At 37.6% G+C, this 24,613-nt stretch carries 27 protein-coding genes; 10 read left to right on the plus strand and 17 right to left on the minus strand.

From position 1 onward, the window contains the following. Nucleotides 1–52: 52 nt before the first annotated feature. Nucleotides 53–583 (minus strand): HugZ family protein, encoded by a 531-nt coding sequence (locus tag M030_RS0115665; protein WP_027374360.1) that lies wholly within the window; start codon nucleotides 581–583, stop codon nucleotides 53–55. A 169-nt stretch (nucleotides 584–752) separates the two neighbouring features. Here M030_RS0115665 and ahcY point away from each other — a divergent pair, with 169 nt between their 5' ends. Next, nucleotides 753–2,066: an adenosylhomocysteinase gene (gene ahcY, locus M030_RS0115670; protein ID WP_027374361.1), complete on the plus strand. Its 1,314-nt coding sequence runs from the start codon at nucleotides 753–755 to the stop codon at nucleotides 2,064–2,066. Between the two features lie 354 nt (nucleotides 2,067–2,420). Beyond that, entirely contained in the window at nucleotides 2,421–2,813 is a 393-nt protein-coding gene (gene yiaA, locus M030_RS0115675) for an inner membrane protein YiaA (protein WP_027374362.1), read from the plus strand. Between the two features lie 119 nt (nucleotides 2,814–2,932). On the opposite strand, the gene purE is transcribed toward yiaA, so the two are convergent. Continuing rightward, nucleotides 2,933–3,436: a 5-(carboxyamino)imidazole ribonucleotide mutase gene (gene purE / locus M030_RS0115680; RefSeq protein WP_027374363.1), complete on the minus strand. Its 504-nt coding sequence runs from the start codon at nucleotides 3,434–3,436 to the stop codon at nucleotides 2,933–2,935. A gap of 332 nt (nucleotides 3,437–3,768) precedes the next feature. On the opposite strand from purE, the gene M030_RS0115685 reads away from it, so the two are divergent. Then, complete coding sequence (locus M030_RS0115685; protein ID WP_027374364.1) at nucleotides 3,769–4,677, plus strand: DMT family transporter; 909 nt, start codon at nucleotides 3,769–3,771, stop codon at nucleotides 4,675–4,677. Nucleotides 4,678–4,710: 33 nt separating this feature from the next. Here the strand turns inward: M030_RS0115685 and M030_RS24335 are convergent, their stop codons facing one another. Further along, complete coding sequence (locus M030_RS24335) at nucleotides 4,711–5,631, minus strand: alpha/beta hydrolase (protein WP_051585114.1); 921 nt, start codon at nucleotides 5,629–5,631, stop codon at nucleotides 4,711–4,713. Between the two features lie 155 nt (nucleotides 5,632–5,786). Between M030_RS24335 and M030_RS0115695 the strand changes: the two genes are divergently transcribed. From M030_RS0115695 to M030_RS0115705, 3 genes are all read left to right on the plus strand, one after another. Further along, nucleotides 5,787–6,350, plus strand: a complete 564-nt coding sequence (locus tag M030_RS0115695; RefSeq protein WP_027374365.1) for a hypothetical protein — start codon at nucleotides 5,787–5,789, stop codon at nucleotides 6,348–6,350. Between the two features lie 6 nt (nucleotides 6,351–6,356). Then, complete coding sequence (locus tag M030_RS0115700; RefSeq protein WP_027374366.1) at nucleotides 6,357–8,480, plus strand: cation:proton antiporter; 2,124 nt, start codon at nucleotides 6,357–6,359, stop codon at nucleotides 8,478–8,480. A gap of 225 nt (nucleotides 8,481–8,705) precedes the next feature. Next, nucleotides 8,706–9,371 (plus strand): SH3 domain-containing protein, encoded by a 666-nt coding sequence (locus M030_RS0115705; protein WP_027374367.1) that lies wholly within the window; start codon nucleotides 8,706–8,708, stop codon nucleotides 9,369–9,371. A gap of 65 nt (nucleotides 9,372–9,436) precedes the next feature. On the opposite strand, the gene M030_RS0115710 is transcribed toward M030_RS0115705, so the two are convergent. Together M030_RS0115710 and M030_RS0115715 are read right to left on the minus strand one after the other, a co-directional pair. Next, nucleotides 9,437–10,549, minus strand: coding sequence for a 5-(carboxyamino)imidazole ribonucleotide synthase (locus M030_RS0115710; protein ID WP_027374368.1), 1,113 nt, complete (start codon nucleotides 10,547–10,549; stop codon nucleotides 9,437–9,439). A gap of 24 nt (nucleotides 10,550–10,573) precedes the next feature. Then, the gene (locus M030_RS0115715) at nucleotides 10,574–11,125 is read right to left on the minus strand and encodes a DUF1543 domain-containing protein (RefSeq protein ID WP_027374369.1); all 552 of its coding nucleotides are present in this window, start codon (nucleotides 11,123–11,125) and stop codon (nucleotides 10,574–10,576) included. Between the two features lie 97 nt (nucleotides 11,126–11,222). Here M030_RS0115715 and M030_RS0115720 point away from each other — a divergent pair, with 97 nt between their 5' ends. Next, on the plus strand, nucleotides 11,223–12,053 hold the full coding sequence (locus M030_RS0115720; RefSeq protein ID WP_027374370.1) for a sulfite exporter TauE/SafE family protein: 831 nt from the start codon (nucleotides 11,223–11,225) through the stop codon (nucleotides 12,051–12,053). Then, nucleotides 12,053–12,436 carry a DUF1634 domain-containing protein gene (locus M030_RS0115725; protein WP_027374371.1) on the plus strand — a complete coding sequence of 128 codons (384 nt, stop codon included), beginning with the start codon at nucleotides 12,053–12,055 and terminating at the stop codon, nucleotides 12,434–12,436. The genes M030_RS0115720 and M030_RS0115725 overlap by 1 nt, the downstream gene beginning before the upstream one ends. A 3-nt stretch (nucleotides 12,437–12,439) precedes the next feature. Here the strand turns inward: M030_RS0115725 and M030_RS0115730 are convergent, their stop codons facing one another. Together M030_RS0115730 and M030_RS0115735 are read right to left on the minus strand one after the other, a co-directional pair. Further along, nucleotides 12,440–12,817, minus strand: coding sequence for a VOC family protein (locus M030_RS0115730; RefSeq protein ID WP_027374372.1), 378 nt, complete (start codon nucleotides 12,815–12,817; stop codon nucleotides 12,440–12,442). 29 nt (nucleotides 12,818–12,846) lie between these two features. Further along, the gene (locus M030_RS0115735; protein ID WP_027374373.1) at nucleotides 12,847–13,287 is read right to left on the minus strand and encodes a nuclear transport factor 2 family protein; all 441 of its coding nucleotides are present in this window, start codon (nucleotides 13,285–13,287) and stop codon (nucleotides 12,847–12,849) included. Nucleotides 13,288–13,402: 115 nt separating this feature from the next. Here M030_RS0115735 and M030_RS0115740 point away from each other — a divergent pair, with 115 nt between their 5' ends. After that, on the plus strand, nucleotides 13,403–14,491 hold the full coding sequence (locus M030_RS0115740) for an endonuclease/exonuclease/phosphatase family protein (RefSeq protein WP_027374374.1): 1,089 nt from the start codon (nucleotides 13,403–13,405) through the stop codon (nucleotides 14,489–14,491). A gap of 41 nt (nucleotides 14,492–14,532) precedes the next feature. On the opposite strand, the gene M030_RS0115745 is transcribed toward M030_RS0115740, so the two are convergent. The 3 genes from M030_RS0115745 to M030_RS0115755 form a co-directional block, all read right to left on the minus strand. After that, nucleotides 14,533–15,588: a diphosphomevalonate/mevalonate 3,5-bisphosphate decarboxylase family protein gene (locus M030_RS0115745; protein ID WP_027374375.1), complete on the minus strand. Its 1,056-nt coding sequence runs from the start codon at nucleotides 15,586–15,588 to the stop codon at nucleotides 14,533–14,535. Nucleotides 15,589–15,749: 161 nt separating this feature from the next. Continuing rightward, entirely contained in the window at nucleotides 15,750–17,519 is a 1,770-nt protein-coding gene (locus tag M030_RS0115750) for an AMP-dependent synthetase/ligase (RefSeq protein WP_027374376.1), read from the minus strand. Then, nucleotides 17,516–18,529 carry an NAD-dependent epimerase/dehydratase family protein gene (locus M030_RS0115755; RefSeq protein ID WP_027374377.1) on the minus strand — a complete coding sequence of 338 codons (1,014 nt, stop codon included), beginning with the start codon at nucleotides 18,527–18,529 and terminating at the stop codon, nucleotides 17,516–17,518. Before M030_RS0115755 ends, M030_RS0115750 begins: the two co-directional genes overlap by 4 nt. A gap of 200 nt (nucleotides 18,530–18,729) precedes the next feature. Here M030_RS0115755 and M030_RS25590 point away from each other — a divergent pair, with 200 nt between their 5' ends. After that, nucleotides 18,730–18,891 (plus strand): hypothetical protein, encoded by a 162-nt coding sequence (locus tag M030_RS25590; RefSeq protein WP_155860265.1) that lies wholly within the window; start codon nucleotides 18,730–18,732, stop codon nucleotides 18,889–18,891. Nucleotides 18,892–18,893: 2 nt separating this feature from the next. On the opposite strand, the gene M030_RS0115765 is transcribed toward M030_RS25590, so the two are convergent. The 7 genes from M030_RS0115765 to M030_RS0115795 all read right to left on the minus strand — a co-directional run bounded on the left by M030_RS0115765 (nucleotide 18,894) and on the right by M030_RS0115795 (nucleotide 24,524). Next, nucleotides 18,894–19,898 carry an MvdD family ATP-grasp ribosomal peptide maturase gene (locus M030_RS0115765; RefSeq protein WP_027374378.1) on the minus strand — a complete coding sequence of 335 codons (1,005 nt, stop codon included), beginning with the start codon at nucleotides 19,896–19,898 and terminating at the stop codon, nucleotides 18,894–18,896. After that, nucleotides 19,891–20,847 carry an MvdC/MvdD family ATP grasp protein gene (locus tag M030_RS0115770; RefSeq protein WP_027374379.1) on the minus strand — a complete coding sequence of 319 codons (957 nt, stop codon included), beginning with the start codon at nucleotides 20,845–20,847 and terminating at the stop codon, nucleotides 19,891–19,893. The genes M030_RS0115765 and M030_RS0115770 overlap by 8 nt, the downstream gene beginning before the upstream one ends. Nucleotides 20,848–20,922: 75 nt before the next feature. Next, entirely contained in the window at nucleotides 20,923–21,147 is a 225-nt protein-coding gene (locus M030_RS0115775) for a microviridin/marinostatin family tricyclic proteinase inhibitor (RefSeq protein ID WP_027374380.1), read from the minus strand. A 25-nt stretch (nucleotides 21,148–21,172) separates the two neighbouring features. Beyond that, nucleotides 21,173–21,415: a microviridin/marinostatin family tricyclic proteinase inhibitor gene (locus tag M030_RS0115780; protein WP_027374381.1), complete on the minus strand. Its 243-nt coding sequence runs from the start codon at nucleotides 21,413–21,415 to the stop codon at nucleotides 21,173–21,175. 115 nt (nucleotides 21,416–21,530) lie between these two features. After that, nucleotides 21,531–22,310, minus strand: a complete 780-nt coding sequence (locus M030_RS0115785) for an alpha/beta fold hydrolase (RefSeq protein WP_027374382.1) — start codon at nucleotides 22,308–22,310, stop codon at nucleotides 21,531–21,533. A gap of 94 nt (nucleotides 22,311–22,404) precedes the next feature. Beyond that, complete coding sequence (locus tag M030_RS0115790; protein WP_027374383.1) at nucleotides 22,405–23,124, minus strand: pyridoxine 5'-phosphate synthase; 720 nt, start codon at nucleotides 23,122–23,124, stop codon at nucleotides 22,405–22,407. 137 nt (nucleotides 23,125–23,261) lie between these two features. Then, nucleotides 23,262–24,524: a mechanosensitive ion channel family protein gene (locus M030_RS0115795; RefSeq protein WP_027374384.1), complete on the minus strand. Its 1,263-nt coding sequence runs from the start codon at nucleotides 24,522–24,524 to the stop codon at nucleotides 23,262–23,264. Nucleotides 24,525–24,613 lie beyond the last annotated feature (89 nt).

The raw sequence follows: 24,613 nt of genomic DNA on the forward strand, positions 1-24,613 counted from the left end.
GTTCTGAGCTTAACAACTTCAGCCTCCGGTTTCCCTCTTCCAGCCTTCTTTCTTATTTCGACTGATGATTCACATCATTTCTGTGCTCTGTAATCTCTAAATTTTCGTCTACAGAATAAGCGCTTCCAAATCCATTTACGTAAGAGCCTTTCAGCGGATTCAGTGCGATCAGGATAAAATCTCCCATATCAGAAATAATGTTTACCACTTTCCCGTGAGTTTCTTTAAGTTCCGCAATCGCTGCATTCCATACTTCGGAATCTCTTTCTACCTGTGACGCTGATGCTTCCAATGTTAAGCGTTCACGGGCATAGATCTGTTTTGTGGCAGATTCGTCTTCGATAAACATGACTGACGCTTTCCTTCCGTCTGCCAGATTTTTGGTGTGTTTTGCCATGAATGAAACCAGAATATAGAATGTATTACCTATCTTCACAAACGGAGCATAGCTCGAATTCGGGTGACCATCCGCATCTACCGTAGCTAAAATTACGCTTTGAGACCTGCCTATCAATTCTTTAACTTTAGGTGCAACCGGTTTTGCTTTTCTTTGAGATTCTTCCGGAGAATGGTTATGATTCATAATGATAATAAGTTATAGGATAAAAGTAATTATTTTTATTAAGACTAAATAATTTAAAATACTGTTTAATCTCATGAATCTGAACTTGGATTCGTGTTTTTATATCTTAATTATAAATCGTAATTTTGCATTTCGTTATCAATTGAATTTAAAAAAATATTCATTACATATGAGTACTACAACACAATACGTTCCTTATAAAGTTAAGGATATCTCCCTTGCAGAATGGGGAAGAAAAGAAATTACCCTTGCAGAAGCAGAAATGCCAGGTCTGATGTCTATCCGTGAAGAATACGGTCCGTCTCAGCCACTTAAGGGAGCCAGAATTGCAGGATGTCTTCACATGACGATCCAGACGGCAGTGCTTATCGAGACATTGGTGGCTTTAGGAGCTGAAGTTACGTGGTCTTCTTGTAATATTTTCTCAACCCAGGATCACGCTGCTGCTGCTATTGCTGCTGCCGGAATCCCTGTATATGCATGGAAAGGTCTTAATGAAGAGGAATTCGACTGGTGTATTGAGCAGACTTTATTCTTCGGTGAAGACAGAAAACCATTAAACATGATTCTTGATGATGGTGGAGATTTAACAAACATGGTGTTTGACAAGTATCCTGAACTGACAAAAGATATCAAAGGACTTTCTGAAGAAACAACGACGGGAGTACACAGATTATACGAAAGAATGAAGAACGGAACTTTGGTAATGCCTGCTATCAACGTAAACGATTCTGTCACTAAATCTAAATTCGACAACAAATACGGATGTAAAGAATCTGCAGTAGATGCTGTAAGAAGAGCTACCGACGTAATGTTAGCCGGAAAAAGAGTGGTAGTTTGCGGATACGGAGACGTAGGTAAAGGTACTGCTGCTTCTTTCAGAGGAGCGGGTTCTATCGTTACTGTAACTGAAATTGATCCGATCTGTGCCCTTCAGGCTGCAATGGACGGATACGAAGTAAAAAGATTAGATACAGTAGTAGATAACGCAGATATCATCATCACGACAACGGGTAACTTCAACATTGTAAGAGGAGAACACTTCCTGAAAATGAAAGATAAGGCAATCGTTTGTAATATCGGTCACTTCGATAATGAAATCGATATGGCTTGGTTGAACCAAAACTACGGTCAGACTAAATCTGAAGTGAAACCTCAGGTAGACATCTACACGATCGAAGGAAAAGAAATAATCATCCTTGCAGAAGGTAGATTGGTAAACTTAGGATGTGCTACAGGTCATCCGAGTTTTGTAATGTCTAACTCTTTCTCTAACCAGACTTTGGCTCAGATCGAACTTTGGAACAACTCTGCTGCTTACAAAAACGAAGTATATATGCTTCCTAAGCACTTAGATGAAAAAGTAGCGGCTTTACACCTTAAAAAATTAAGCGTAGAGCTTGAAACCCTTTCACCTGAACAAGCTGAGTATATCGGAGTAGAAGTACAAGGGCCATTCAAACCTGAGTACTACAGATACTAAAATTCAGATAATTCTATCATATGATCCCGCTATTTTGAATAGTGGGATTTTTTGTTAATGATGTATTCCGGATTATCTTTTTACATTAAGAAGCTATTCCTGCTATCTGCTCCTACTCCTCATGCCGGCCACTCCGGTAGGCAGACCCGGGCTCTTAAATGCTTATTGCGGGGTAACCGCTACTATCAGGGCTAGATAATAGACAACCCGTGTCGAATTATAAGTCTCTGATTATAAAGCCCCACTCATCATCATTCTTTTTCTGAATCCCGTATTTTACCCGTATTTGGAATTCAAACCATTTGATATTTCTAAAAATTGGATATATTTACCCCCTAAATAAAACATTAACACATGAAAAAACAAAGAGTATCGAATGCGTTTGTCGCAGCATCGTGGGTCGCATTGGGAGCAGGAATGATTGGGTATATCGTAGGTCTTGCAAGAGCAGAAATGTTGCTCAACGAAAAAGGGTATTATTTTACCATTTTATTATACGGGTTATTTGCCGTTGTTTCTTTACAGAAAGCCGTCCGTGACAAATTAGAAAACATTCAGGTTACTGATATTTACTATGGCATTTGTTGGTTTGCCACACTGTCTTCTATTGTGTTACTGGCTATTGGCCTCTGGAATGCTACCCTGCTTCCAAGTGAAAAAGGTTTCTATGCCTTTGCTTTTTTACTGGCCCTTTTCGGTGCAATTGCCGTTCAGAAAAACACCAGGGATAATATGGTACAGGAATAAACGTAGCTCTGCGGTGCTGGGAACTTTTTATGAACTTCGTTTTAAAAGAGACCAGGAACCTTTTAAATTCACAAAAATAAAGAAAGCCTCACTCTAACCGTGAGGCAGTTTACAATAAACTATAGGTCAAAATGGTTGGGGTGATGAGCTTTAATATCATCAACGGTTCCCAGCACTTTATCTTTCAAAGAGTCCTGGTATTTCTGAAGATTTTCAGCTACCTTTTCATCGGCACTTCCCAAAATTTTCGCGGCTAAAATACCTGCATTCAATGCTCCGTTCAGGGCAACTGTTGCCACCGGAATGCCTCCTGGCATCTGGAGAATTGATAATACAGAGTCCCAGCCGTCGATAGAATTACTTGATAAAATCGGAACGCCTATGACCGGAAGTGTCGTACAGCTGGCCACCATTCCCGGAAGATGTGCTGCTCCTCCTGCTCCTGCAACAATAACTTTAAGCCCCCTTTCTTTAGCAGTCTTTGCATAATCGAACATTCTTTCAGGTGTTCGGTGTGCCGAAACTACAGTTAATTCGTACGGGATATCCAGACTTTTCAGAAAATTTGCTGCCTGTTCCATAATCGGCAGATCGCTCTGACTGCCCATAATAATTCCTACCATCTTCAATTTTATTAGATGTTCAAAGATAAAAAATTAAATGTTAAGATGATTCCGGATCAGTCTAAAAAGCAGCGGAGGTTGGAATATTTACACCTATATCATGTACATATAACACAGATTTTTCACTATTCCTGCCGATTATTTTAGGAAAGCACATGTTGGAACCAACTTCTTTGATTATTTCTAGGCATATGCGCCTTCATAAAGATTCATCAGCGACTTTGTTGCTATTTTATTGGCGAAAAATTCCATCTGTGTTCTTATAATTTAAAGCATCTGTACCCATCCGGTATTAACTCAAGTGACTATATTTGCTTTTACATCATTTTAAATTGAAAGATTACAAACTTACTCTGGCCATTTTTACCGTTGCTATTGTTTGGGGAACCACCTTTTTGTCAATCCGGGTTGCAGTAGAGACGATTCCCGCATGGTTTGTCGCTGGCATCCGTCAATTTCTCGCTTCTTTAATCATGTTTATGATCCTGATGTACAGAGGAGAATTTAAGTGGATAGGCTGGAAAAATCTAAAATACCAGATTATCTTCTCTCTGCTGATGCTGGTAATTGCTAACGGGATGACAACCGTGGCAGAAGAGGAAGTGACGAGCAGCCTGACTTCCCTTATAAGTGCCTGCTCACCTATTCTTGTATTTCTCGGAAGCTTAGCATTGGGACTTCAAAAGTTCAGCTGGCGCGCTTTTGTTGGCGTGATGATGTGTTTTAGCGGAATTATCTTTATATTCTGGGATGGCATTAATGATCTCAAAAACCCCGATTATGCAATGGGAATTATCTTCTTGTTTATAGCTATTGCAGGCTGGGCATCAGGAACTATTTTTACAAAAAAACTGAATCTTCATAATGGAAATATCTCCCTGAATTTATTTTATCAGTTTTTGTTTGCCGGAATTGTTCAGTTGATATTTGCTTTTTTATTTTCAGAAAATTATAATTTCGGAAACTGGACTTTAAAAAGTATTTCAGCGATGCTTTATTTATCCATATTTGGATCAGTTGCTGCATTTTTTGCATTTCACTATGCACTTACCAAAATTTCCCCAGTACAGGTTTCTATACTTGCTTACATCAATACTGTCATTTCAATATTCCTAAGCTGGTTAATCCTTGGAGAACATATATCATTTAAATTTATTATTGCTGCCGTACTCATTATATTAGGGGTTTTTATTATTAACTATAAACCCGAAATGTTTAAAAGGGAAAAGCTGACCACTTAAAAAATGTGATTGATAAATAATAATATGCTATCATCATTTGTAAATTACATTGATCTTCAACCATTTTAAAAACAAATCCGGCCATTCTCCGGTATTGGTATTTTTTTTACCCAATCCCCAACCATGTCCGCCCGATTGAAATACATGCAGCTCTGCAGGAATTTTATTATTTTTCAGGGCCCCGTACATCAGGATACTGTTTTCTACCGGGGAAATAGGATCGTCTTCAGACTGGGCAAGAAAAGTGATTGGAGTTTGTGCGGTCACCTGCTTTTCAACTGAATAGGCAGTCTGCTCTTTGGCATCTGATGATTTCCCCAGTAAAGATTTAAAAGAATGCGTAATGTTATAGGGAGGCAACATTGATACCACAGGATAAATCATTGCTGTAAAGTCAGGCCGGGCAGACAGCTGATCGATGGCATCTTGTGGCGGATAATACACCTTATCAAAAGTAGAAGAAATATAGCCGGCAAGATGGCCACCTGCCGAAAAGCCCAGAACACCAATTTTATCAGGATCAATATTATATTTCCCTGCATGACTTCTGATGATCCGCAAGGCCCGCTGGGCATCCTGAAACGGAACTGTTTTTGTAGCCCATCCCTCCACAGGAAGCCTGTAAATCAGTTCAAAAGCAGTAATTCCCTGTGATTGCAGCCACTCTCCGGCAGGATTCCCTTCAGAACCCGATTCGATGTGTGCATATCCTCCTCCGCTTATCACCAAAACAGCAATTCCGTTAGGATTTGCAGGTTGATGAACTAATAATCTAGGAGTACTGATATTAGTGACAGAACCTTTTGAAGAAATTTTGTTTTCACCCTGAGGTCCCGGCCCGTCGGGAATAACCTTCCAAAGAGCAATAGAAGGCAATTGTTCTTTAACTGAAAAGTCATTCAGTCCTGAAAAAAATTGGCCAAATAACAAAAGAGACAACAGAACATTTTTCATTCAATTTAATTTTTATCCTCAATATTACTCCAAAAACCTTACCTGGTGTATAAAACTGCGTTTCAGCCCATTAAAGATAGGTAAAAACTGATAGCTCCCTGCCTGATTTTTATATTCTCTTCATTTTTCATATATTGTATACTCAACTCTATAATATGCAAAAAAACACATTTTTTATTCTTCTCGCTGCCTCTTTTCTTTTGATAAGCTGTGATTACAAGGAAAAAGAAAAGAACCTGACAGACAGAGAAAAACAATTATTGGAAAAAGAAAAAATCTTTGCAAAGAAAGAATCTGAATATCAGTCCCTCGTCAAAATGAGAGACAGCATTTTTGCAAAAAAAGATTCTGTAGTTATTGCTACATGGCCAGCAGAAATTTCAGGTCCATGGAACGGTAAAGTAATCTGTACAGAATCCAACTGCAGTGACTACGCCATAGGTGATCAACGTACCGATATCTGGGAATTCGATAACGATCCCACGCAACCTGTTACCAAAATTATTAATAACAACAATCTGATCAGGCTGTACACCGGTAAGTTTGAGAATAATGAAATTAAACTTTCTTTCAAAACCGATTCTACAGCTAAGAAGAATGTAGAAATGAATGTCTTACTGAATGACATTTCAGACAACAAAATCAAAGGAACAAGAACCGTTACTTCCGATGGCTGTACGGCTAAGTTTTCTGTTGAATTAGTACGTTCCACAAAATAAGCACATATGATTTTACTGAGCATACACAATCTGAGTTTTCCCATTGAAGATCCGGTATTAAAGTTCCTGTTGGTACTGGTCATCATTCTCGCAGCTCCATTATTACTGAATAAAATTAAAGTCCCTCATCTGCTGGGGCTCATCATAGCCGGAGCCGTTATTGGTCCCAACGGTTTCAATGTATTGTCGCGAGACAGCAGTATTGTCGTCACCGGAACTACGGGATTACTTTATATCATGTTTCTGGCAGGACTCGAAATCGATATGGGAGATTTTAAAAAGAACAAATGGAAAAGTCTTACCTTTGGTATCTATACCTTTACGGTTCCTTTTGTTTTGGGATATCTCGGAGGATATTACCTGCTGCATTTTTCTATGCTGACATCCATATTATTTGCGAGTCTCTTCTCCTCCCACACTTTAATTGCCTATCCGTTAGTCAGTAAATTGGGAATTGCCAAAAATAAGGCTGTCAATATTACCGTGGGTGGTACGATGATCACAGATATTCTTGCCTTATTGGTATTAGCCGTTATTGTAGGAATGTCGCAGGGAGATGTGGGAACAGAATTCTGGGTAAAACTATCCGTTTCTTTTGTTCTTTTTGCCCTGATTGTACTGATCGTCTTCCCTATTATCGGGCGTTGGTTTTTCAAAAAAGTAGATGATAAAATCTCACAATATATCTTTGTATTGGTAATGATTTACCTGGCCGCCATGCTTGCAGAGCTAGCAGGAGTGGAAGCCATTATCGGAGCTTTCTTTGCAGGATTAGCCTTAAACAGGCTTATTCCGCACACCTCATCGTTGATGAACAGGGTTGAGTTTGTAGGAAACGCCATCTTTATTCCGTTTTTCCTGATCAGCGTGGGAATGCTGATTGATTTTAAAGTCTTTATTCAAAGCTGGGAAACGCTAGAGGTTGCGGCCATCATGCTTGTGGCATCTATTGGTGGTAAATACCTTTCAGCAGTGGCTACCCAAAAAACATTCAAACTTACCAAAGAGGAAGGAAAACTGATCTTCGGATTAAGTTCCGCTTCCGCTGCGGCAACACTGGCTTCGGTAATGGTAGGATACAACATCATTCTTTCTGAAACGGAAACCGGTGAACCGGTAAGGTTATTGAATGAGCATGTCCTGAACGGAAGCATCCTGTTGATTCTGATTTCATGTACGATCTCGTCATTTATCTCCATGTCCAGTGCTCAAAAAATCGCGGAAGCAGATAATGAAGATACTGTATCGGGAAATACCCATGAAGAGGAAAATATCCTGTTGGCCATAAACCATGAGGAGACCGTGGAAAGAATGGTTAACCTGGGAATTCTGATCAAAGCACACTCCAATACAGAAGATCTGTTTGCACTGAATGTCATTAACGAAGATAAGAATGAATCCTCTGTAAAAAATGCGGAAAAACTTCTTCATCAGGCTTCTGATGCTGCTGCGGCTGCAGATGTCAAACTTCAGGCTCTCAAAAGGTATGATAACGATGTGATCAATGGGGTCAACAACGTGATCAAAGAACAGAAAATTACGGATCTTATTATCGGATTAGAAGATGAAAAAGGCTTCTCACCTTCTTTTGTGTATAATTTATACAACGGCTATCTTCAGAATGATGATGCCAATGTACTGGTTTATCATGCTGCACAACCTCTTTCTACGATTAAAAAGTATGCCGTGATGCTTCCTGAAAATGCCCATAAAGAGGCAGGATTCTTCCATGCGCTTCTAAGAGTCTGGAATATTGCCAGAAATTCCGGCGCTACGATGGTATTCTATGCTCCTGAAAATATTCTGGACATCCTTCAGAAAATTATCAAAAAAGCCAATATTGAAGCGGAATTCATCATTATGAATACATGGCAGGACGGTGAAAGAACGGCCGCTCAACTGAAAGATGATGAAGCATTGATTATCTTCATGGCCAAAAGGGGAATGAAATCATATATTCCGAGAATGAGGCTTATCCCGGAGCTCCTGAACCGATACCTGAATGACAATAATTATCTTTTGATATTCCCATTCTCCGAATATGATAAAAACAGTCCTGAAATACGTTCTGTAGGCAATCACGGAGATTTTGTCGAGATCGGAAATGTGATTCAGAAGATCTTTAAATAAAGGAGGGAAGCCGAAAGTTACGTTGATTAAGCAAAGAAGAGAGCTGTTTTTTTTACAAATCCATGTAGTCATTAGCCTAAGTAAGCAAGGAAAGCTTAAATTATCAATGCAATCAATAAGATTTTCTCTATCAGCATTAAAAAAAGCAAAAAGTAATTACCAGCTTCCCGCTTCCAACCTTTTCATTATAATAAAAAACTATTTTTTGTTCAAAATTACAATTCATTGAAAACAAAGAAGGCATTCCTTGTCACAGCTGCTTTAAATGCACAATTATCATTTGCCCAGTTTGCCAAAGTTGTAGATCAGGATGGCTATGTCAACGTAAGAGAAACCGCAGATGCAAACAGTACAATTGTGGGAAAGATCAATTCCGATGAGATTGTGTATGTATTTGATCCCAACAATAAAAATTGGGCTAATGTGAGCAATGGCTATATTCATAATTCAAGACTGAAATATATAGAATCCTACCCGGCTGTTCCATCTACTATGCGTGATGCAGGCAAAGCGATTTTTAGATCAGGAAATATTAAAGTAAATATTACTTCCGGAAAATTTAATTTTAAAGAAAATGAAAAGGATTTCACCTCAACACTGTATGGAGATTTCTATAAAGAACAGCAGGTTTGGGGATTAGACGGAACAATTCCAAAAACTCATTATCTTTCCATCACCGCACAGATCGGAGATAAAGAGATTGAAATTCCGGCCAAGGAGATCGAAAATCTTTTTGAAGTCAATAATACATCCACAAAATGCTATTATGACCGTACCAATGATATTTTGTATATCTCAATGCTCAACTCTGACGGTGCCGGTGCCTATGTAGCTCTTTTTACTATTGAAAAAGGCCAATATAAAGGAAGGACGCTGGAGATTCCATTTTAAAAAATATATAAATAAAAATAGCTGCAGATTATCTCTACAGCTATTTTTATATCTTGTTATTTCAACTATTCAGAAATCACTCTTACCATTCCCTTCACCATGACAAGCTTTTCCATCAGCTCTTCCCTGGAATCAGCAAGAACATTGATATGCCCCATTTTTCTTCCCGGTTTGGTTTCTGTTTTTCCGTACAAATGGATATAGGTCTCCGGTAACTGAAGAACGTCTTCCATTCCTTCATAGATTACTTTTCCGGCATAGCCTTCTGCGCCTACCAGATTCAGCATTCCGCTGTACGTGATTGCGTCAGTATCTGCCAGAGGAAGATTCTTAACAACGCGGTACATCTGTTCAAACTGTGAATTGGTATTCCCTTCCTGGCTCTGGTGTCCTGAATTGTGAAGTCTTGGTGCTGTTTCATTTACCCAAACTTTTCCTTCTTTATCAAGAAATAACTCGATGGCAAAAAGTCCCGGAGAGTTGACAGCATTTAAAAACTTCTCTGTAATCACATCAATTTGCTGCTGAACATTTTCTGTCAACAATACAGGACATACATTGAAATCAAGAAGATTTAATTTAGGATCTGCAACCATTTCCGTTACCGGGAAAATATTGGTTTCTCCTTTTTCGTTTCTGGCAACAATCACAGAAAGCTCCTTATCAATATCTACAAGACTCTCTATTACAGAAGCTTCTGTCCAGATATGCTGATAATCCTCCTCAGTTCTGATCACCTGCACCCCTTTTCCGTCATATCCTCCGGTATTCATTTTCTGAACAAACGGTAATGGCATGATAATTTTCTCTTCACTGTTCCATACTACCTGAAATTCCGGACTTGGTATATCGTGGGCTTTATAAAATTCCTTTTGAAGGATTTTTTGCTGGATAGTTTTGATAATACTGGCGTTGGGAACTACTTTTATCCCTTGTTTTTCCAATTCAGCCAACGCATCTGCATTTACATGTTCTATTTCAATTGTTACAACGTCTTTGTCTTTTCCAAAATTCAGAACGGTATCATAGTCATTGAAATTTCCCTGTGTAAAATACGAGATATTATGACATGGGGCATCAGAAGCCGGATCCAGAGTATAAAACTCATCATCATACTTCAGTGCGCTTTGTATCAACATTCTTCCCAGCTGTCCGCCTCCCAGAATTCCTATTTTCATTTTTTATTTTTATTAGATTCTTTCTTATTGAACTTTATCAATTTTTAAATATCCCAGCCCCATTGGGTTCTCCTGATTTTCTGCATCAGATTTGGTAAGGACGATTGAGTATTTTTCTTTCATTTTTTCCGGAAGGATATCATTAACATTAAAAATATCGTCTATATCTACCCCATGTTTATCATCGATGTGGCTTACTGCTCCTTCAAAGCCCATGGTCTGATAAAATTCAGTAGCTTTTGCTCTTTTCACAATCTCTCCCATAGATTGGCCAACCATCAGATGCTGCTCATGAAATTCTTCGAAAAAACCGGGCTTATAGCCTCCTAAATTAAGGAAGTACAGTTGTTGCTCGGATGTTTTTTCTCCTTTTTCTACAATTTTCACTTCATAACCATCTGCGAATCTTACTTCCTGATGACAATCAATGTGGATTTTGCCTTCCGCTTCTTTCCAGAAGTCTTTCATCTCCGGAACAAGATCTTTAAGACTCTCGGCAATTCCGAAAAATACGTCATGCTGCTCAATATTTCTCCCTTTTGGGGTAGCCCCAAGGATGACATAAAATAATTTCATTTCATTTTTCATGCATACAAAAATACGTTAAATTTATCTTTTTCAAATGTTTGGCAGACTACAACAATAATTTTATATTTGTAGTATTATTTGTAGTATGTCAGAAATTATCATACTCTTCCTGGGCGCAATTTCCGCCGGTCTGTTGGGTTCGCTTACAGGTTTAGGAGGAGGGGTTATCATTATTCCCTTATTAACGCTGGGTTTCGGCGTCCCAATGCATTATGCTATCGGAGCATCATTGATCTCTGTCATCGGAACATCTTCCGGTGCAGCGGTAGCTTTTGTTAAAGAAGGTTTTACCAATATGCGGATTGGTATGTTCCTTGAAATTGCCACTACTGCCGGAGCGATTATCGGTGCTTTGGTTTCAGGAATGCTAAATCCCAATACCATCGGAATCATTTTTGCCAGCATCCTGCTTCTGACAGTTATCCTTAACCTTAAGGGAAAACCGGATCATCAGGAACCTTTAATCAAGGGAAGTCTGGAAGAAAAACTGAAATTGTTCGGAACTTTTCCGGATAAAGGTGTACTAAAAAGTTATTCTGCAAGAAATACCGTTCCAGGATTTTTAATGATGATGTTTGCAGGCGCAATGTCTGGTCTTTTAGGAATTGGTTCGGGAGCGTTAAAGGTTTTGGCAATGGATAATATGATGAAGCTGCCTTTCAAGGTTTCCACCACTACGAGTAATTTTATGATCGGGGTAACGGCGGTTGCCAGTGCACTGATCTATTTCCAGAGGGGTGAAATTATTCCGGTAATTGTGGCTCCTGTACTTATTGGGGTTGTGATAGGGAGTTTTATCGGCTCAAAGACCTTAATGGTATCCAAGACGAAAAAACTTAAAGTATTTTTTGCAATTGTCATAACCATTCTTTCCATCTATATGATGTATAACGGAATCAATAAAAGCTTCAGATAATGAAAAAGAATTTCACAGACGTTGATCTGAACCGCTCGGTAGGAAATCTCCTCAGGTTAGGGGTAATTTTATCTGTAGCCACTTCACTGGTAGGTTTTATCAAGTTATTTATTGAAGGTTTTGAAATGCCTAAAAAATACAGCTGCCTGAACGTAGGAACCTCTTCAGAAAAGGTATGGGGACATTTCTGGAATTCATTATGTAAAGGAGAAGGTACGGCCATCATTCAATTGGGTATTCTTCTTTTGATTTTTACGCCATTAATGAGAATTGTATTTGCTTTAATAGGATATTTAAAAGAAAAAGACTACGTCTATGTAGTCATTTCTTCAATTGTTTTAACGATTATGGCAGTAAGCTTCTTTGCGGGCTATGCTCACTAAGTTTTACATTTCATAAAATTCCAGCGGCAATTGATCGGGATCCTGGGTAAAGAAAAATTCTTTTCCGGTGAATTCATCTATCCTGATGTCTTCACAATCCAGACCCTTGTCTATTAACTCATTTCGTTTTTCACTAACATTTTCCACCGAAAAAGCAAGATGCCTTAATCCGCAGGCTTCAGGACGCGATGGCCTTTGAGGCGGATCAGGAAAAGAAAATAATTCAATGGCGTAATGATCCCCGATAGCGAGGTCAAGTTTGTAAGATTGCCTTTCTTCACGATAAACCTCACGGATAATATTCAGCTCGAGTACTTCTGTATAAAACTTTTTTGATACTTCATAATCTGAACAAATGATGGCGATATGATGAATTTTCATTATTATTTTTTTATTATCGTTGATATATATTATTCGATTTCCTTGCAATGATCTTTTCTCCTGGTATCAATGATATACTGAATTTTCCATTCATTATTCTGTTGAACGAGCTGAAAACTATTAGCCCCGCAATGGGAAAATTTACCTTTCAGATAAAAAGAGTAAGGAGTGAATACACTAGCAAGATTACCATCTGTATGCACAGCCTCTACGATGATTTTCTCCTCCAGATCTCCCTGGGAAAATTTTGAAACAGATGTTATAAAATCCTGTATACTATCAGTTTTCACCACTCCGTCTTTTGTTATGGTTTGAAGAACTGCATTTTCTGTAAATACGGTCTTGAGTAAATCAGTATCTGCATTTTTCATGGCAAGAAAGAGGTTTCGGATAGGTTTTTCTATTCCCTTATTCTGTTGACTGAAACACATGGCACCCATCAAAAGAAAAATGCCGGTAAGTTTATTCATAGCGGTAGTATATGTGAATAAAAATATAAAAATAAATGTAAATAATGAGCAAATTTTTAAAATTCATTTCCGTTGAATTGTGATAAAATAGTTATTTTAGCTACAGAATTTTGATATGTGGATTATTTATCTTACGCTCGGCATACTTTTATTAATTTTAACCATTCTTCCGAAGATCCAAAACCCGCATTGGATATTCAGAGCTCCTGAATTTGCTAAGATACAGGTCACCTACCTTATATTTTTCACATTCTTGATAGGTTTTTTGATTGATCATGCAGATACAGATTTATGGTATTACCAGGGCTTTTTGATGGTTTTACTGGTGTATCACAGCAATACCCTCATCAGATATACTCCACTCTATCCTGTAAAAAGGCACCACCCGCAATATAAATCATCTGAAAAGATTCATTTCGTTTCGGCCAATGTTTATCAGTTTAATAAAGAATATGGGAGATTTTCAAAACTGATTGAAAAATACAGTCCCGATTTTTTTATGACGATGGAAAGTAATGGTGACTGGGAAAAAGCATTAAGACCACTGGAAAAAAAGTATCCGTATCATCATAAGGTAACTCTGGAAAATACATATGGAATGCATTTCTACTCCCGCATTGAAATCACAGAGGCTCATACTCATTATTTTGTAGCAGATGACATTCCAAGTATTGAGATTCATATGAAAACAAATGATGGTTTTTCTTTTGTTTTCTTTGGTGTTCACCCGCCACCGCCCAGTCCAACGGAGGAAGAAACGTCAAAAGAGAGGGATGGTGATCTTTTAAGTACTGCCAAGCAAATAAAAGGGATCAATAAACCGGTTGTTGTGGCTGGAGACTTTAATAATGTAGCATGGTCCAGATCATCAATTCTTTTCCGGAAGACCAGTCATTTGATTGATCCGAGAATCGGACATTCTTTTGTCTCTACTTTCCATGCTAAATATCGTATGTTAAGATTTCCTATTGACCTGATGTTTCACAGTGAAAATATTTTCATTAAGCAATTAAAGACCCTTGAAAATTTCGGCTCGGATCACTTGCCCGTGTACTGTGAATTTTTCATCGATCATCATAATGATGAACAGGAAGATCTTGTGGAAACAGCCACTGCAGAAGAAAAGGCAGAAGCTGAAAAAATTATAGAAGAAGGAAAGCAGGAGAACGGCGAAAGGGAAGCTATTGTGACAGAAGACGAATAAAAAAGCGGACTAATGTCCGCTCCATCGAATATTTTTATTTGTCAAAATCGCATCACATCCTTCACTACCCCATTTTTCTGAGTATGTTGAAGAAGCTCAGCATTGATAAATGTTTTGATTTCTTCCTCAGAGCCATCATTAGGGAACAAAAGATGTACATTGGCACCCGCATCCAAAGTAAAGAATAAGGGAAGACGGGTTTCTCTTCTAAAATCCCATATTTTGTTGATCACTTCCAAAGTTCCTGTCTTCATCAGGATGAAGGCCGGATCACTCATCATCATCATGGCATGAAGGGTGAGTGCTTCATGCTCTACCAGTTTGATAAAACGATCCATATCACCTGTTTTTAAGATCTCTTTCATCGGAACGAAATTTTCTCTCGCCTCCTGAAATCTTCTTTCGGCGTAAGGGTTCGTTTTCATCAGGCCGTGTCCTACCGTAGAAGATACACTTTTTTGTCCTTCATGGATCAATAAAACCCAGTCATTAAAATTTTTGAAAACTTCATGAATTTCAGTATCAGGATAAGATACGGCAAATAAGTCTGAACTTCCTTCCACCTCATCAGTTTCTCCCCACACGATAAGTCCGTTATACAGACTCCTGCAGGCACTTCCACTTCCCAGTCTTGCTAAAAATGAAGCTTTTTTCAAAGATTCATCTTCATTTATTTTCCCTGTAAAGGTATTATCCAGTTTCATCAGGCATTTTGCTATGGCACCAAATCCTGAAGCGGAACTTGCAATTCCTGAACTGTGGGGAAATGTATTTTCAGTTCTGATAATATATTTCCCTTTCAAAATCCATGGAAGATATTGTTCGATATTTTTGAAATATTTTTCTATTTTTTCAGCAAACTTCGCCTCTTCATTTCCTACCAGAAAAGTCTTTACAGAAAAAGGTTCTCCTGCTACAAACTCCATTGCTGTATTGGTTTTGCAGTGATTTAAGGTAAAACTGATACTTGGATTGGCAGGCATCTGATCTGCATACTTGCCCCAATATTTGATCAAAGCAATATTAGACGGACAGCTCTCTGAAACGGTTTGTGAGGAGACTGTAAAATCCTGTTTTCCTATAAATTGTGTTGTCATAATTTCATGTAAATACTATTTAAACCACCCCGTCAAATCTACGATTTGACACCCCTCCAGAGGAGGGGAATTTTCACATTTTCAACAGAAACATTCGTGAAAACCGGAATCATATTGATGGATATTATGCTACAAGTTCGGCATAATTCAGCATCATTTAATTAATACATCTTCTCGATGATATCTGCATATTTTTTGATAACTACATTTCTTTTAACCTTCAAGGTAGGGGTAATTTCTCCTGTATTGATATCAAATTCTGCCGGCATTAGAGTAAACTTCTTTACTTTTTCGTAATCGGCAAGATGGTCCTGTAGTTCTTTAATTTTCTCTTTATAAAAACCAACGATTTTTTCGTTTTTCACGGCCTCAGCCCAATTGGTAAAAGGAATCGCATTCGTTTTCATATAGTCATGCAGAAACTCAAAATTCGGGACAATCAGAGCTGAAACAAATTGTCTTCCTTCTGCGATCAGCATGATTTGTTGAATGAAATTATTATTGGTCAAAAGGTTTTCGATTTGTTGGGGAGCAATATATTTTCCGTTGGATGTTTTCATCAGGTCTTTGATACGGTCTGTGATCACAAGGTTTCCGTGTTCGTCAAATTTACCGGCATCACCGGTTTTAAACCAGCCATCCTCTGTAAAAACTTTTTGAGTTTCTTCAGGTCTGTTATAGTATCCTTTCATGATCCCGTTTCCTTTGGCCTGGATCTCATCATTTTCACCGATACGGATTTCTACTCCCGGTAATGGTTTTCCACTGGTGCCGTGTTCAAAATGCGTTAATGGGAACAGCGTTAAAGTAGCTGTTGTCTCCGTTAATCCGTATCCTACCGTTACATGAATTCCGACTGATTCAAAGAATTTGGTTACTTCAGGGGATAAAGATGCGCCTCCGCAAGGTAAAAACCAAAGTCTTCCTCCCATTTTTTCTTTGATTTTGCTAAAGACCAGCATATCTGCAACGGATTCCTTTACTTTTAATCCAAAAGGAATAGTTTTTTCGTTTCTTCTTAATTCGGCGGTTTCCCAACCGGTTTTCAATGCCCAGTCAAATATTTTTTTCTTGAGTGACGAGCCTTCTTCTGCTTTTTCCAGTACTCCTGCATACACCTTTTGGAAAAATCTCGGCACCGCGCACATTGCTGTAGGCTTCACTTCCTCCAGTGCTTTGGCCACATTTTTCGGGTCTTCAAGAAAATAAACTCTAGCTCCTCCATATAAACACAGCAAGCTCCAGCTTCTTTCAAAAACGTGGCTTAATGGCAGGAATGCCAATGAAAGTTCTTCTTCAAAGTTTTTAAATTTAAAAAATTCAAAGTGAGAGTCAAAGGCTTTAATAAAATTACCATGGGTAAGCATGACCCCTTTCGGAGTACCGGTTGTTCCTGATGTATAGATAAGTGTTGCGGTATCATCGTTTTCTTTTTTACAGATTTCAAGCTCCTGGGAAGCGTTTGCTATAAAATCTTCAAGGTAGAAACTACTCAATTCTTTCTTGATCCACACTGCTTTTTTAGCAACAATAATGGTTTCAAGATTATTTTCCTGTTTATGCAAAAATTCAAGACAAGCATCATACTGAAACTGATTTCCTACCAAAACGGCTTTAGATCCTGAATCATTGATGATGTATTCTGCCTGCTCGGCATTATTTGTTGAGTAAATAGGAACAGTAACTGCTCCGATAGCCATTGCTGCTAAATCAACGATCATCCACTCTGAAGAGTTATCAGAATAGATCGCTACTTTATCCCCTTCCTGAATTCCTGATTCTTTTAATGCATTAGCTGTTTTGAAGATAATTTCACTCAATTTTTTCCAGCTCAGCTCTTTCCAGGCTTCCTCTTTCTTTTTAAAGCCAATAGCAGCTTTTAAAGGATGTTTTTCTATATTTTTATGGATAATTGCCTCTGCAAGATTCATTTCTTCAGCTTTTTGTCGTTAATATAATTGTTTAAATGAAAGTCTATACTTTCTTTTACGGGAATAAACCGGTAATTCAGTTTTTCTTTGACTTTGTGATTGGAAATGGTATTGAACGAAGATATAGCCTCAATATTTGATTTTGTAACCATTCTCAGCTTCGGGATCAGCCATCCGAAAAGGATATTGGCGAAACGTCCCAGATTGAGTAAGGATTGACTAAGAATTTTAGCGTCTTTAAGCCCTAGCTTTGATCTGATTTGTTTTGCTATTTCAGCATATCTGTTATTTTCAGCGACGATAATAAAACGTTCACCGAAGATATTGTTTTCCATCAGCTCAATGGCTGTTTTTGCGACGTCGCGTACGTCCACATAGGCAGAACCTCCTGCAAAGGTAAAACTGTTATCTTCAAAAGTAGAAAAGAGCTCTCCGCTGCTCTGGTTCCAGTTTCCGCTTCCTATAATCATTCCCGGATTGATAATGACAACGTTTAATCCTTCTGCAGAAGCTCTCCAGACCTCCATTTCGGATAAATGTTTAGAAATAGCGTACGCTGAATGTTCCAGTTTCGGATTAAAATCGGAATCTTCATCCAACTCTCCTTTTTCATTATAATTATCTAATACAGCAACAGAACTTACATGCAGAAATTTTTTAACATCAGATCCTTCGCAGGCAAACAATAAACGTTCTGTACCTTTGATATTGGTCTGGTACATTTCTTTTTCATCTTTAGGATGAAAGCTTACTTTTGCGGCACAGTGATACACTTCTTCTATACCTTTTAAAGCAGCTTGTAAAGAATCAGGATCATTAAAATTAACATCAACCCATTCGATTTTATTAAAAAAATCATCAGGATTGTCTGTATAAAAGCGGTATGAATGCCTTACCTCGTTTAAATTGCTGCCCGGTCTTTTGGAAGCACGTACCTCTTTACCTCTTTTAAGAAGTTCCAGTACAATTATTCTTCCCAGAATTCCGGTTGCACCCGTTACAAAAACCATTAATTATTTTACTTGATTGCTGACTAAAATATGACAATATTTTCTATCCGGCAATTCTTCAGGTTCCTGCAAAAGTTCCTTCGAAAAACTGCTTTTGCAAATTTGCGATTTTTAATGCAAAATTCAACTTTATTTAACCAATATTATCACATTGAAAACTATTAAATATGAGGTTAAGAAGTCTAAATCTTCAATTTTAAATGACAACAAAGGCAAAAGATTGGTACACTTACGTCCTTAAAAGCTTAAAATGGATGTTGAAAGAGGATGTAGACTTTACAATCAATCTTTTTAAAATCAGAAAAAAAATCCTGAAAGATCATCATTCGATCTTTCAGGATTCTACAGTAATGCTAATGTAATTTTAAGCCATTACCATATTATTTCTTCTCGGAGCTTTATCACAAAGAAGTTCTGCGATACTTTTGGAGATCAGGTTTCCGTCGGTAAGATTATCCAGCCAGAAGAATTCTCCGGCGGCATTGATCTCGATGAAATAATACTCATCTTCAGGGGAAACAATCATGTCTATCGCACCGTAATCAACGTGATATACATCCAGCAGCTCCAACAGTTTTGCTTCAACATCGGCAGGAAGCTCAGTTCGGACCCATTTATCAATCAGTTTAATACCGTCTTTTCTCCAGTCAATCTTTGCATCCTCAGATTGCTGTGAATCAATTTCAAAAGCATACACATCTCTGCCTACAATGGTGATCCGAAGCTCTCTTTTCTTTTCAATCATTCTTTGAAACTGCATCGGGCAATACAACAGCGAATCAAGCTCTTCAAGTTTATCTTCATGTACGACATTGGTAAAGACTACATTTTCCACTCCATTTTCATAAATAGCAAAACCAGTCTGCATTTTCGCTACAACGTTCTTATTCTTTACAATAAATTTTCTTGCTTCTTCAGGATTGTTGGTAAGACAGGTATCAGGAATAGTAAGCCCGATTTTTTGAGCAACCTTCAGCTGTTCTTCCTTACTGTCGAGCCTTCTGTAGACACTGGGTTTACCTAATGAATAGGCATCTACAGATTCAAAAAAACCAAAGAGCGTATTGCGGATTTCTCCCATTGCCGCTCCGTAAAATTTTGAGTCTATTTCTTCTTTCAGACCTTTTCCTATATTATATGCTCTTCTGTACCAAATGGCTGAGATATCATCTAAGCGGTATTGGGCGTCAGGAGTATCGAGAATGCTGATCCATTCTCCGTCCTGGAAAACAGTTGAAAGTCTATTGTGCAAAGGATACAGGTCAACATCAAAACGGATCACTTCACAGTTATTTTTTTCGATGTATTCTGTTACTTTTTCAATTGAAAAGTTATCTTCGGTATGGGTTATAATTAAAATTTTATTCATGGAAATTAATTCTTTTGATAAGATTATCGGCAATTTTTTCTGCGATGGGAAAGTTCAGTTCTTTTTGCAGCATTCCCCATTCTCCCTGTGGATTCACTTCGAGGAAATAATATTTTCCGTCTTTTCCTTTGATCATATCGATAGCGCCAAGATAGAGCCCCATTTCCTGCATCATTGATGTAAGATTTTCTTTTATCTGATCAGGAAGTTCATAAGCTGACCAAAAATACTCTTCACGCGTCAGTCGCCAGTCTGTGTTTTCACTGTTGTTGATTTTCCCTGTAAAAAATTCGCCATCGATATATACAATGCGTAATTCATATTCTTTTTCAATATAGGGTTGAAAGATCATCGGACAATAGGCAATATCTGACAGGTGTTCCAGAGAGTCTTCTTCAATAACTGTCGTGGAAATCATGTTTTCCCCCGACATTGTTTTTGCCGTTACGCCATGGAGCTTAGCGATTGCTTTTCCGTTGCAGTACTGATGAAAGAAGGTTTTTATTTTTTCTTCGTTATTGGAGAAAACGGTTTCAGGAATGATAAGTCTGTTTTTTTCTGCAGTTTTCAGCTGAAACATCTTATTTCCGTCGATCTTCTTTTCAGTTTCATAAGGGTTGATCCAGGGAATATCTTCTAAAACAGTAATCAGGTTATATCTCAGACTTGCATATTCGCTCAGAAATATTTTCTCATAATCCGGGTCCAGTTCTTCCGGAACACTTATTTTCCAGGCTTTCCGGTGCCATACTCCTTGGATCTGTTCAGAATGAATGCTATTTCCGTATTCATCTGTCAATTCAAAAGAATTTTCGGTTACACTGATCTTCTGGAAATGGTTCAGACGATCAGAGTTTAATCTGAAATAAGGGACATTCTGAGAAGAAAGATATGCAAAGAAGAGGTCTATATTATAATAATCCTGTGAATGGGTGATGCAGAGAATCATTTTGCCGGTGTTATTAAAAAGGGAAACTTAAAGATTAAGTTTCCCTATTATTAATTTTAGTGTATACTACTTGATTTATAAAGGAACAGATACTGTATCTTCATCACCATCAGAAGGATACTTCATCGTGTGCTGCATATCATCTTTTGGAGAAGTCACTGTATCGATAGCTGGTTTAGTAATAGCATCTCTTTCAGGAATAGACATGTCTGTACCTCCTTTTACGGTTTCCGGATCTTTCACTTGTTTTTCCAGGAATGATGCAAAAAACGGCTTCTTTTTTGAGTTGTTACCTTTCATATGATTAATGATTTAGCTGTTTTTATTATGCTTCTAAAACATCCTCGTCACCATCGGACGGATATTTCATGGTTACATTATCATTTTTATGCGTGCTCACGCTATCCTCAAGAGCTGCAGTAGTAATATGATCTTTGATCGCTGAGGTTACAGTATCTACAGTAATTAAAGTAATCGTAGAGCCTCCTTTCACTGTTTCAGGATCTTTAATTTGTTTTTCCAAGAATGTTGCGAAAAACGGCTTCTTCTTTGAATTTTTGTTTTCCATAAGTTAATATTTTTATTTTTTTGACAAAACCAAAGTACAAAAAATTCATCTTATGGAGAAATAATAAAAGATTTTAATAAAATTTTAACACTACTTCAGATTATAAAGAATAAAATTAACCAATATTCAGAAACTGCTTAACAACAATTGCAAAATCCACAGGATTTTCAGCCTGAACCCAATGTCCTGCATTTTTTACAGTAACAATTTGAGCTTTCGGAAACTGCTGTTTTATGCCGTATTCATCCTGTGGTAGGATATAATTGGACTTCGCGCCGGCGATGAATAACGTTTCACCTTCGAAAACACCGAACTTTACAGCATTCGAAACAAATTCATTATATTTTTCCGATAATGTCTTAAGATTAAATCTCCATTTCAATTTTTTATTGTCATCCCAATACAGGTTTTTAGTAAGGAACTGAACCGTAGACCTTTCAGGAATATATTGATTCAGGACAGCTTCTACTTCATTTCTTGACCCCACTGTGTTAAAATCTACAGTTTCAAGCGCTTTTATAATGCCCTGATGATGGGGAGGATACGCTTTTGGAGAAATATCCACAACAATCAGTTTTTCAACTTTTTCAGGATATTGTATAGCAAACTGCATTACAGCTTTACCACCCAGGGAATGTCCTAAAACATGAGCTTTCTGAATCCCGTAATGATCCATATAGCGGGCAATATCGTCTGCCAGATCATCATGCGACATATCCTCCGAATGGAAGCTTCTGCCATGGTTTCGAAGGTCAATAAGATGCACCGGAATAAACTCTCCCAGGTCTTTTCCAAAACTTCCCCAGTTATCAAGCATTCCAAATAATCCGTGGAATACAAGAAGCGGCGTACCGGATTGGTTCTCGCCAAATATTTTTGAATTTAAAATTTCCATATTTTTAAGTAACAGATTTAAGATCTCAAATTCCGTGTGACAAGTAAAATCATACTATTGATCAACACTCTCCCACAGGTATCTGCTCTCTATTTTACCATTTTGCCAGCCTTTTCAGATAAGCCTGAACTGTATTTTCCAATCCCATATAAAGTGCTTCAGATACGAGTGCATGACCGATTGAGACTTCAAGTAAATTAGGAATATGATCAGCAAAATATTTTAAATTGTCTAAGCTTAAGTCATGTCCGGCATTGATTCCCAGACCCAATTTTGTGGCTTCTACTGCAGTATCGTAATAAGGTTTGATGGCGAGCTCTTTATTGTTAAAATAATCTTTTGCATACGCTTCTGTATACAGCTCTATTCTATCGGCTCCTGTTTTTGCAGCAGATTCGATAAGCTCAGGTAACGGATCTAAAAAGATGGAGGTACGAATTCCGGCATTCTTAAATTCCGTAATAATTTCAGTAAGGTACTCAAGGTGTTTTTTAGTATCCCACCCTGCATTGGAAGTAATAGCGTCATCAGCATCAGGAACCAGCGTTACCTGTTCAGGTTTTACCTCCAGCACCATATCAATAAAGCTTTTGTGGGGATTTCCTTCAATATTAAACTCAGTCGTAACCAATGGTTTCAGATCATAGACATCTTTTCTTGTGATATGTCTTTCATCCGGTCTTGGGTGAATTGTAATCCCCTGTCCGCCAAATTCCTGAATTTTTACTGCTGCTTCTGTGACACTTGGTGTCTCACCTCCTCTTGCATTTCTTAAGGTCGCAATTTTATTAATGTTTACGCTTAGTTTTGTCATTTCCTTATTTAGATATTAGATAATATAATTAGGGACATAAATACGGAACCCTATCCTACTGCTTATTTATGTTTTCTAAGTATATTATCATTTAAAATTAAATTAAAAATTATACTGAATAGGTAAGGTTTACTTTGTCAGACCTTAACGCTTACCTGCATTACCTGAAGCTCAAATTCCTTTGATGCGACCAGCAGATGGTCAAAGATATCCGCCTGAATTTGTTCAAAATGCTCCCATTTCGAATCATTGGCAAAACAATAAATTTCCAGAGGAAGCCCTTGTGGAGTGATTTCCAACTGACGGACCATTCTGGTGCCATTTTTATCAACATCAGGATCATTTTCTATATACTTCTGCGCGTAATATCTGAACACCCCGATATTGGTCAATTGCCTGCCATTAATGATTTTATCTCTGTGCTGTAAGCTTTCTTTCTCACTTTTTATTTCCTGCCGTTTCTTTTCCAGGTATTCAGAAATGAGATTGATTTCTTTTAATCTTTCTATATCCTCATCTGTAAGATATTTAAAAGAATTAATATTAAAATAAATAGATTTCTTGATCCTTCTGGTATTGGATTCAGACATCACCTGAAGGTTTTTGATCTCCGTTGTCAGTAAATCGTAAGTAGGAATAGTAGAAACTGTCTTGTCAAAATTGGTGATTTTTGTGGTAAGAAGGTTGATTTCTGTAATATTTCCTTCAATACTGTATTTTGGAATACTGATCCAGTCTCCCACTTTCATATTTTTTGAGGTAGCCACATGGAGTCCGGTTACAAATCCTAAAATAGTATCTCTGAAAACCAATACTAAAACAGCTGTAATGGCTCCTAAACTTCCTAAAATAGTTCCTCCTTTTATCCCGAAAACAATACAGATACCGATAACCGACAGTACAAAAATTCCAAAAATTTTGACTGTTTCAGAAATGGCATTAAGGGTCATGATTTTATAATAATCCTGCTTGATCACAAAGTAGTTTCTGAAAGCTGTCAAAGCCCTGAAAAGCATTCCTGCAATGACAAAGATAGTGGCTACACTTACAATGATTTCCAGCAATGCAAAACTTTTGGGATGTCTGTAAAATACAGACAGTAATGCGTATCCTGCAAAGTTCAGTGCTCCTAAATGAACTACTGAGTTTGTAATTCTTGAATCATAGATTGATTTTAAAACAGGATACTTTTCTTTATCAAAAAAATATTTGAAAACAGTATTAACGATTAATTTAAAGATGAAATCCAAAAGATAGATGAGACCTGCCAGAAATATAAATTTCAACATGATCTGAGTGGGAAGCGCCAAATCAGGATATACATGATCTCTCACAAAATAATGGATCTGATCACTGATATTCTGCAGAAAATCCCGGGTATCTTGTATTTCGTTTTTCATTACAGCAAATTTATGAAATTAAGAATCATGATTTTAGTATTGACAATCAATTTTCATCCCAAATTTTAAAATCTGTTATAAATTATCTT

The sequence above is a fragment of the Chryseobacterium sp. UNC8MFCol genome (assembly GCF_000482305.1).
GTDB classification, from domain to species: Bacteria; Bacteroidota; Bacteroidia; order Flavobacteriales; family Weeksellaceae; genus Chryseobacterium; species Chryseobacterium indologenes.

What these genes read in the sequence shown, in the direction of transcription:
- M030_RS0115735 (WP_027374373.1), bottom strand. Translation starts at nt 13,287, where the DNA reads ATGAATAAACTTACCGGCATTTTTCTTTTGATGGGTGCCATGTGTTTC.
- M030_RS0115710 (WP_027374368.1), bottom strand. Translation starts at nt 10,549, where the DNA reads ATGAAAATAGGAATTCTGGGAGGCGGACAGCTGGGAAGAATGTTGATA.
- M030_RS0115730 (WP_027374372.1), bottom strand. Translation starts at nt 12,817, where the DNA reads ATGAAAATTCATCATATCGCCATCATTTGTTCAGATTATGAAGTATCA.
- M030_RS0115740 (WP_027374374.1), top strand. Translation starts at nt 13,403, where the DNA reads ATGTGGATTATTTATCTTACGCTCGGCATACTTTTATTAATTTTAACC.
- M030_RS0115765 (WP_027374378.1), bottom strand. Translation starts at nt 19,898, where the DNA reads ATGAATAAAATTTTAATTATAACCCATACCGAAGATAACTTTTCAATT.
- M030_RS0115780 (WP_027374381.1), bottom strand. Translation starts at nt 21,415, where the DNA reads ATGGAAAACAAAAATTCAAAGAAGAAGCCGTTTTTCGCAACATTCTTG.
- M030_RS0115745 (WP_027374375.1), bottom strand. Translation starts at nt 15,588, where the DNA reads ATGACAACACAATTTATAGGAAAACAGGATTTTACAGTCTCCTCACAA.
- M030_RS0115755 (WP_027374377.1), bottom strand. Translation starts at nt 18,529, where the DNA reads ATGGTTTTTGTAACGGGTGCAACCGGAATTCTGGGAAGAATAATTGTA.
- M030_RS0115695 (WP_027374365.1), top strand. Translation starts at nt 5,787, where the DNA reads ATGCAAAAAAACACATTTTTTATTCTTCTCGCTGCCTCTTTTCTTTTG.
- M030_RS0115725 (WP_027374371.1), top strand. Translation starts at nt 12,053, where the DNA reads ATGAAAAAGAATTTCACAGACGTTGATCTGAACCGCTCGGTAGGAAAT.
- yiaA (WP_027374362.1), top strand. Translation starts at nt 2,421, where the DNA reads ATGAAAAAACAAAGAGTATCGAATGCGTTTGTCGCAGCATCGTGGGTC.
- M030_RS0115775 (WP_027374380.1), bottom strand. Translation starts at nt 21,147, where the DNA reads ATGAAAGGTAACAACTCAAAAAAGAAGCCGTTTTTTGCATCATTCCTG.
- M030_RS0115665 (WP_027374360.1), bottom strand. Translation starts at nt 583, where the DNA reads ATGAATCATAACCATTCTCCGGAAGAATCTCAAAGAAAAGCAAAACCG.
- M030_RS0115750 (WP_027374376.1), bottom strand. Translation starts at nt 17,519, where the DNA reads ATGAATCTTGCAGAGGCAATTATCCATAAAAATATAGAAAAACATCCT.
- purE (WP_027374363.1), bottom strand. Translation starts at nt 3,436, where the DNA reads ATGGTAGGAATTATTATGGGCAGTCAGAGCGATCTGCCGATTATGGAA.
- M030_RS0115720 (WP_027374370.1), top strand. Translation starts at nt 11,223, where the DNA reads ATGTCAGAAATTATCATACTCTTCCTGGGCGCAATTTCCGCCGGTCTG.
- M030_RS0115700 (WP_027374366.1), top strand. Translation starts at nt 6,357, where the DNA reads ATGATTTTACTGAGCATACACAATCTGAGTTTTCCCATTGAAGATCCG.
- M030_RS0115795 (WP_027374384.1), bottom strand. Translation starts at nt 24,524, where the DNA reads ATGAAAAACGAAATACAAGATACCCGGGATTTTCTGCAGAATATCAGT.
- M030_RS25590 (WP_155860265.1), top strand. Translation starts at nt 18,730, where the DNA reads ATGACAACAAAGGCAAAAGATTGGTACACTTACGTCCTTAAAAGCTTA.
- M030_RS0115790 (WP_027374383.1), bottom strand. Translation starts at nt 23,124, where the DNA reads ATGACAAAACTAAGCGTAAACATTAATAAAATTGCGACCTTAAGAAAT.
- M030_RS0115785 (WP_027374382.1), bottom strand. Translation starts at nt 22,310, where the DNA reads ATGGAAATTTTAAATTCAAAAATATTTGGCGAGAACCAATCCGGTACG.
- ahcY (WP_027374361.1), top strand. Translation starts at nt 753, where the DNA reads ATGAGTACTACAACACAATACGTTCCTTATAAAGTTAAGGATATCTCC.
- M030_RS0115715 (WP_027374369.1), bottom strand. Translation starts at nt 11,125, where the DNA reads ATGAAATTATTTTATGTCATCCTTGGGGCTACCCCAAAAGGGAGAAAT.
- M030_RS0115770 (WP_027374379.1), bottom strand. Translation starts at nt 20,847, where the DNA reads ATGATTCTCTGCATCACCCATTCACAGGATTATTATAATATAGACCTC.
- M030_RS24335 (WP_051585114.1), bottom strand. Translation starts at nt 5,631, where the DNA reads ATGAAAAATGTTCTGTTGTCTCTTTTGTTATTTGGCCAATTTTTTTCA.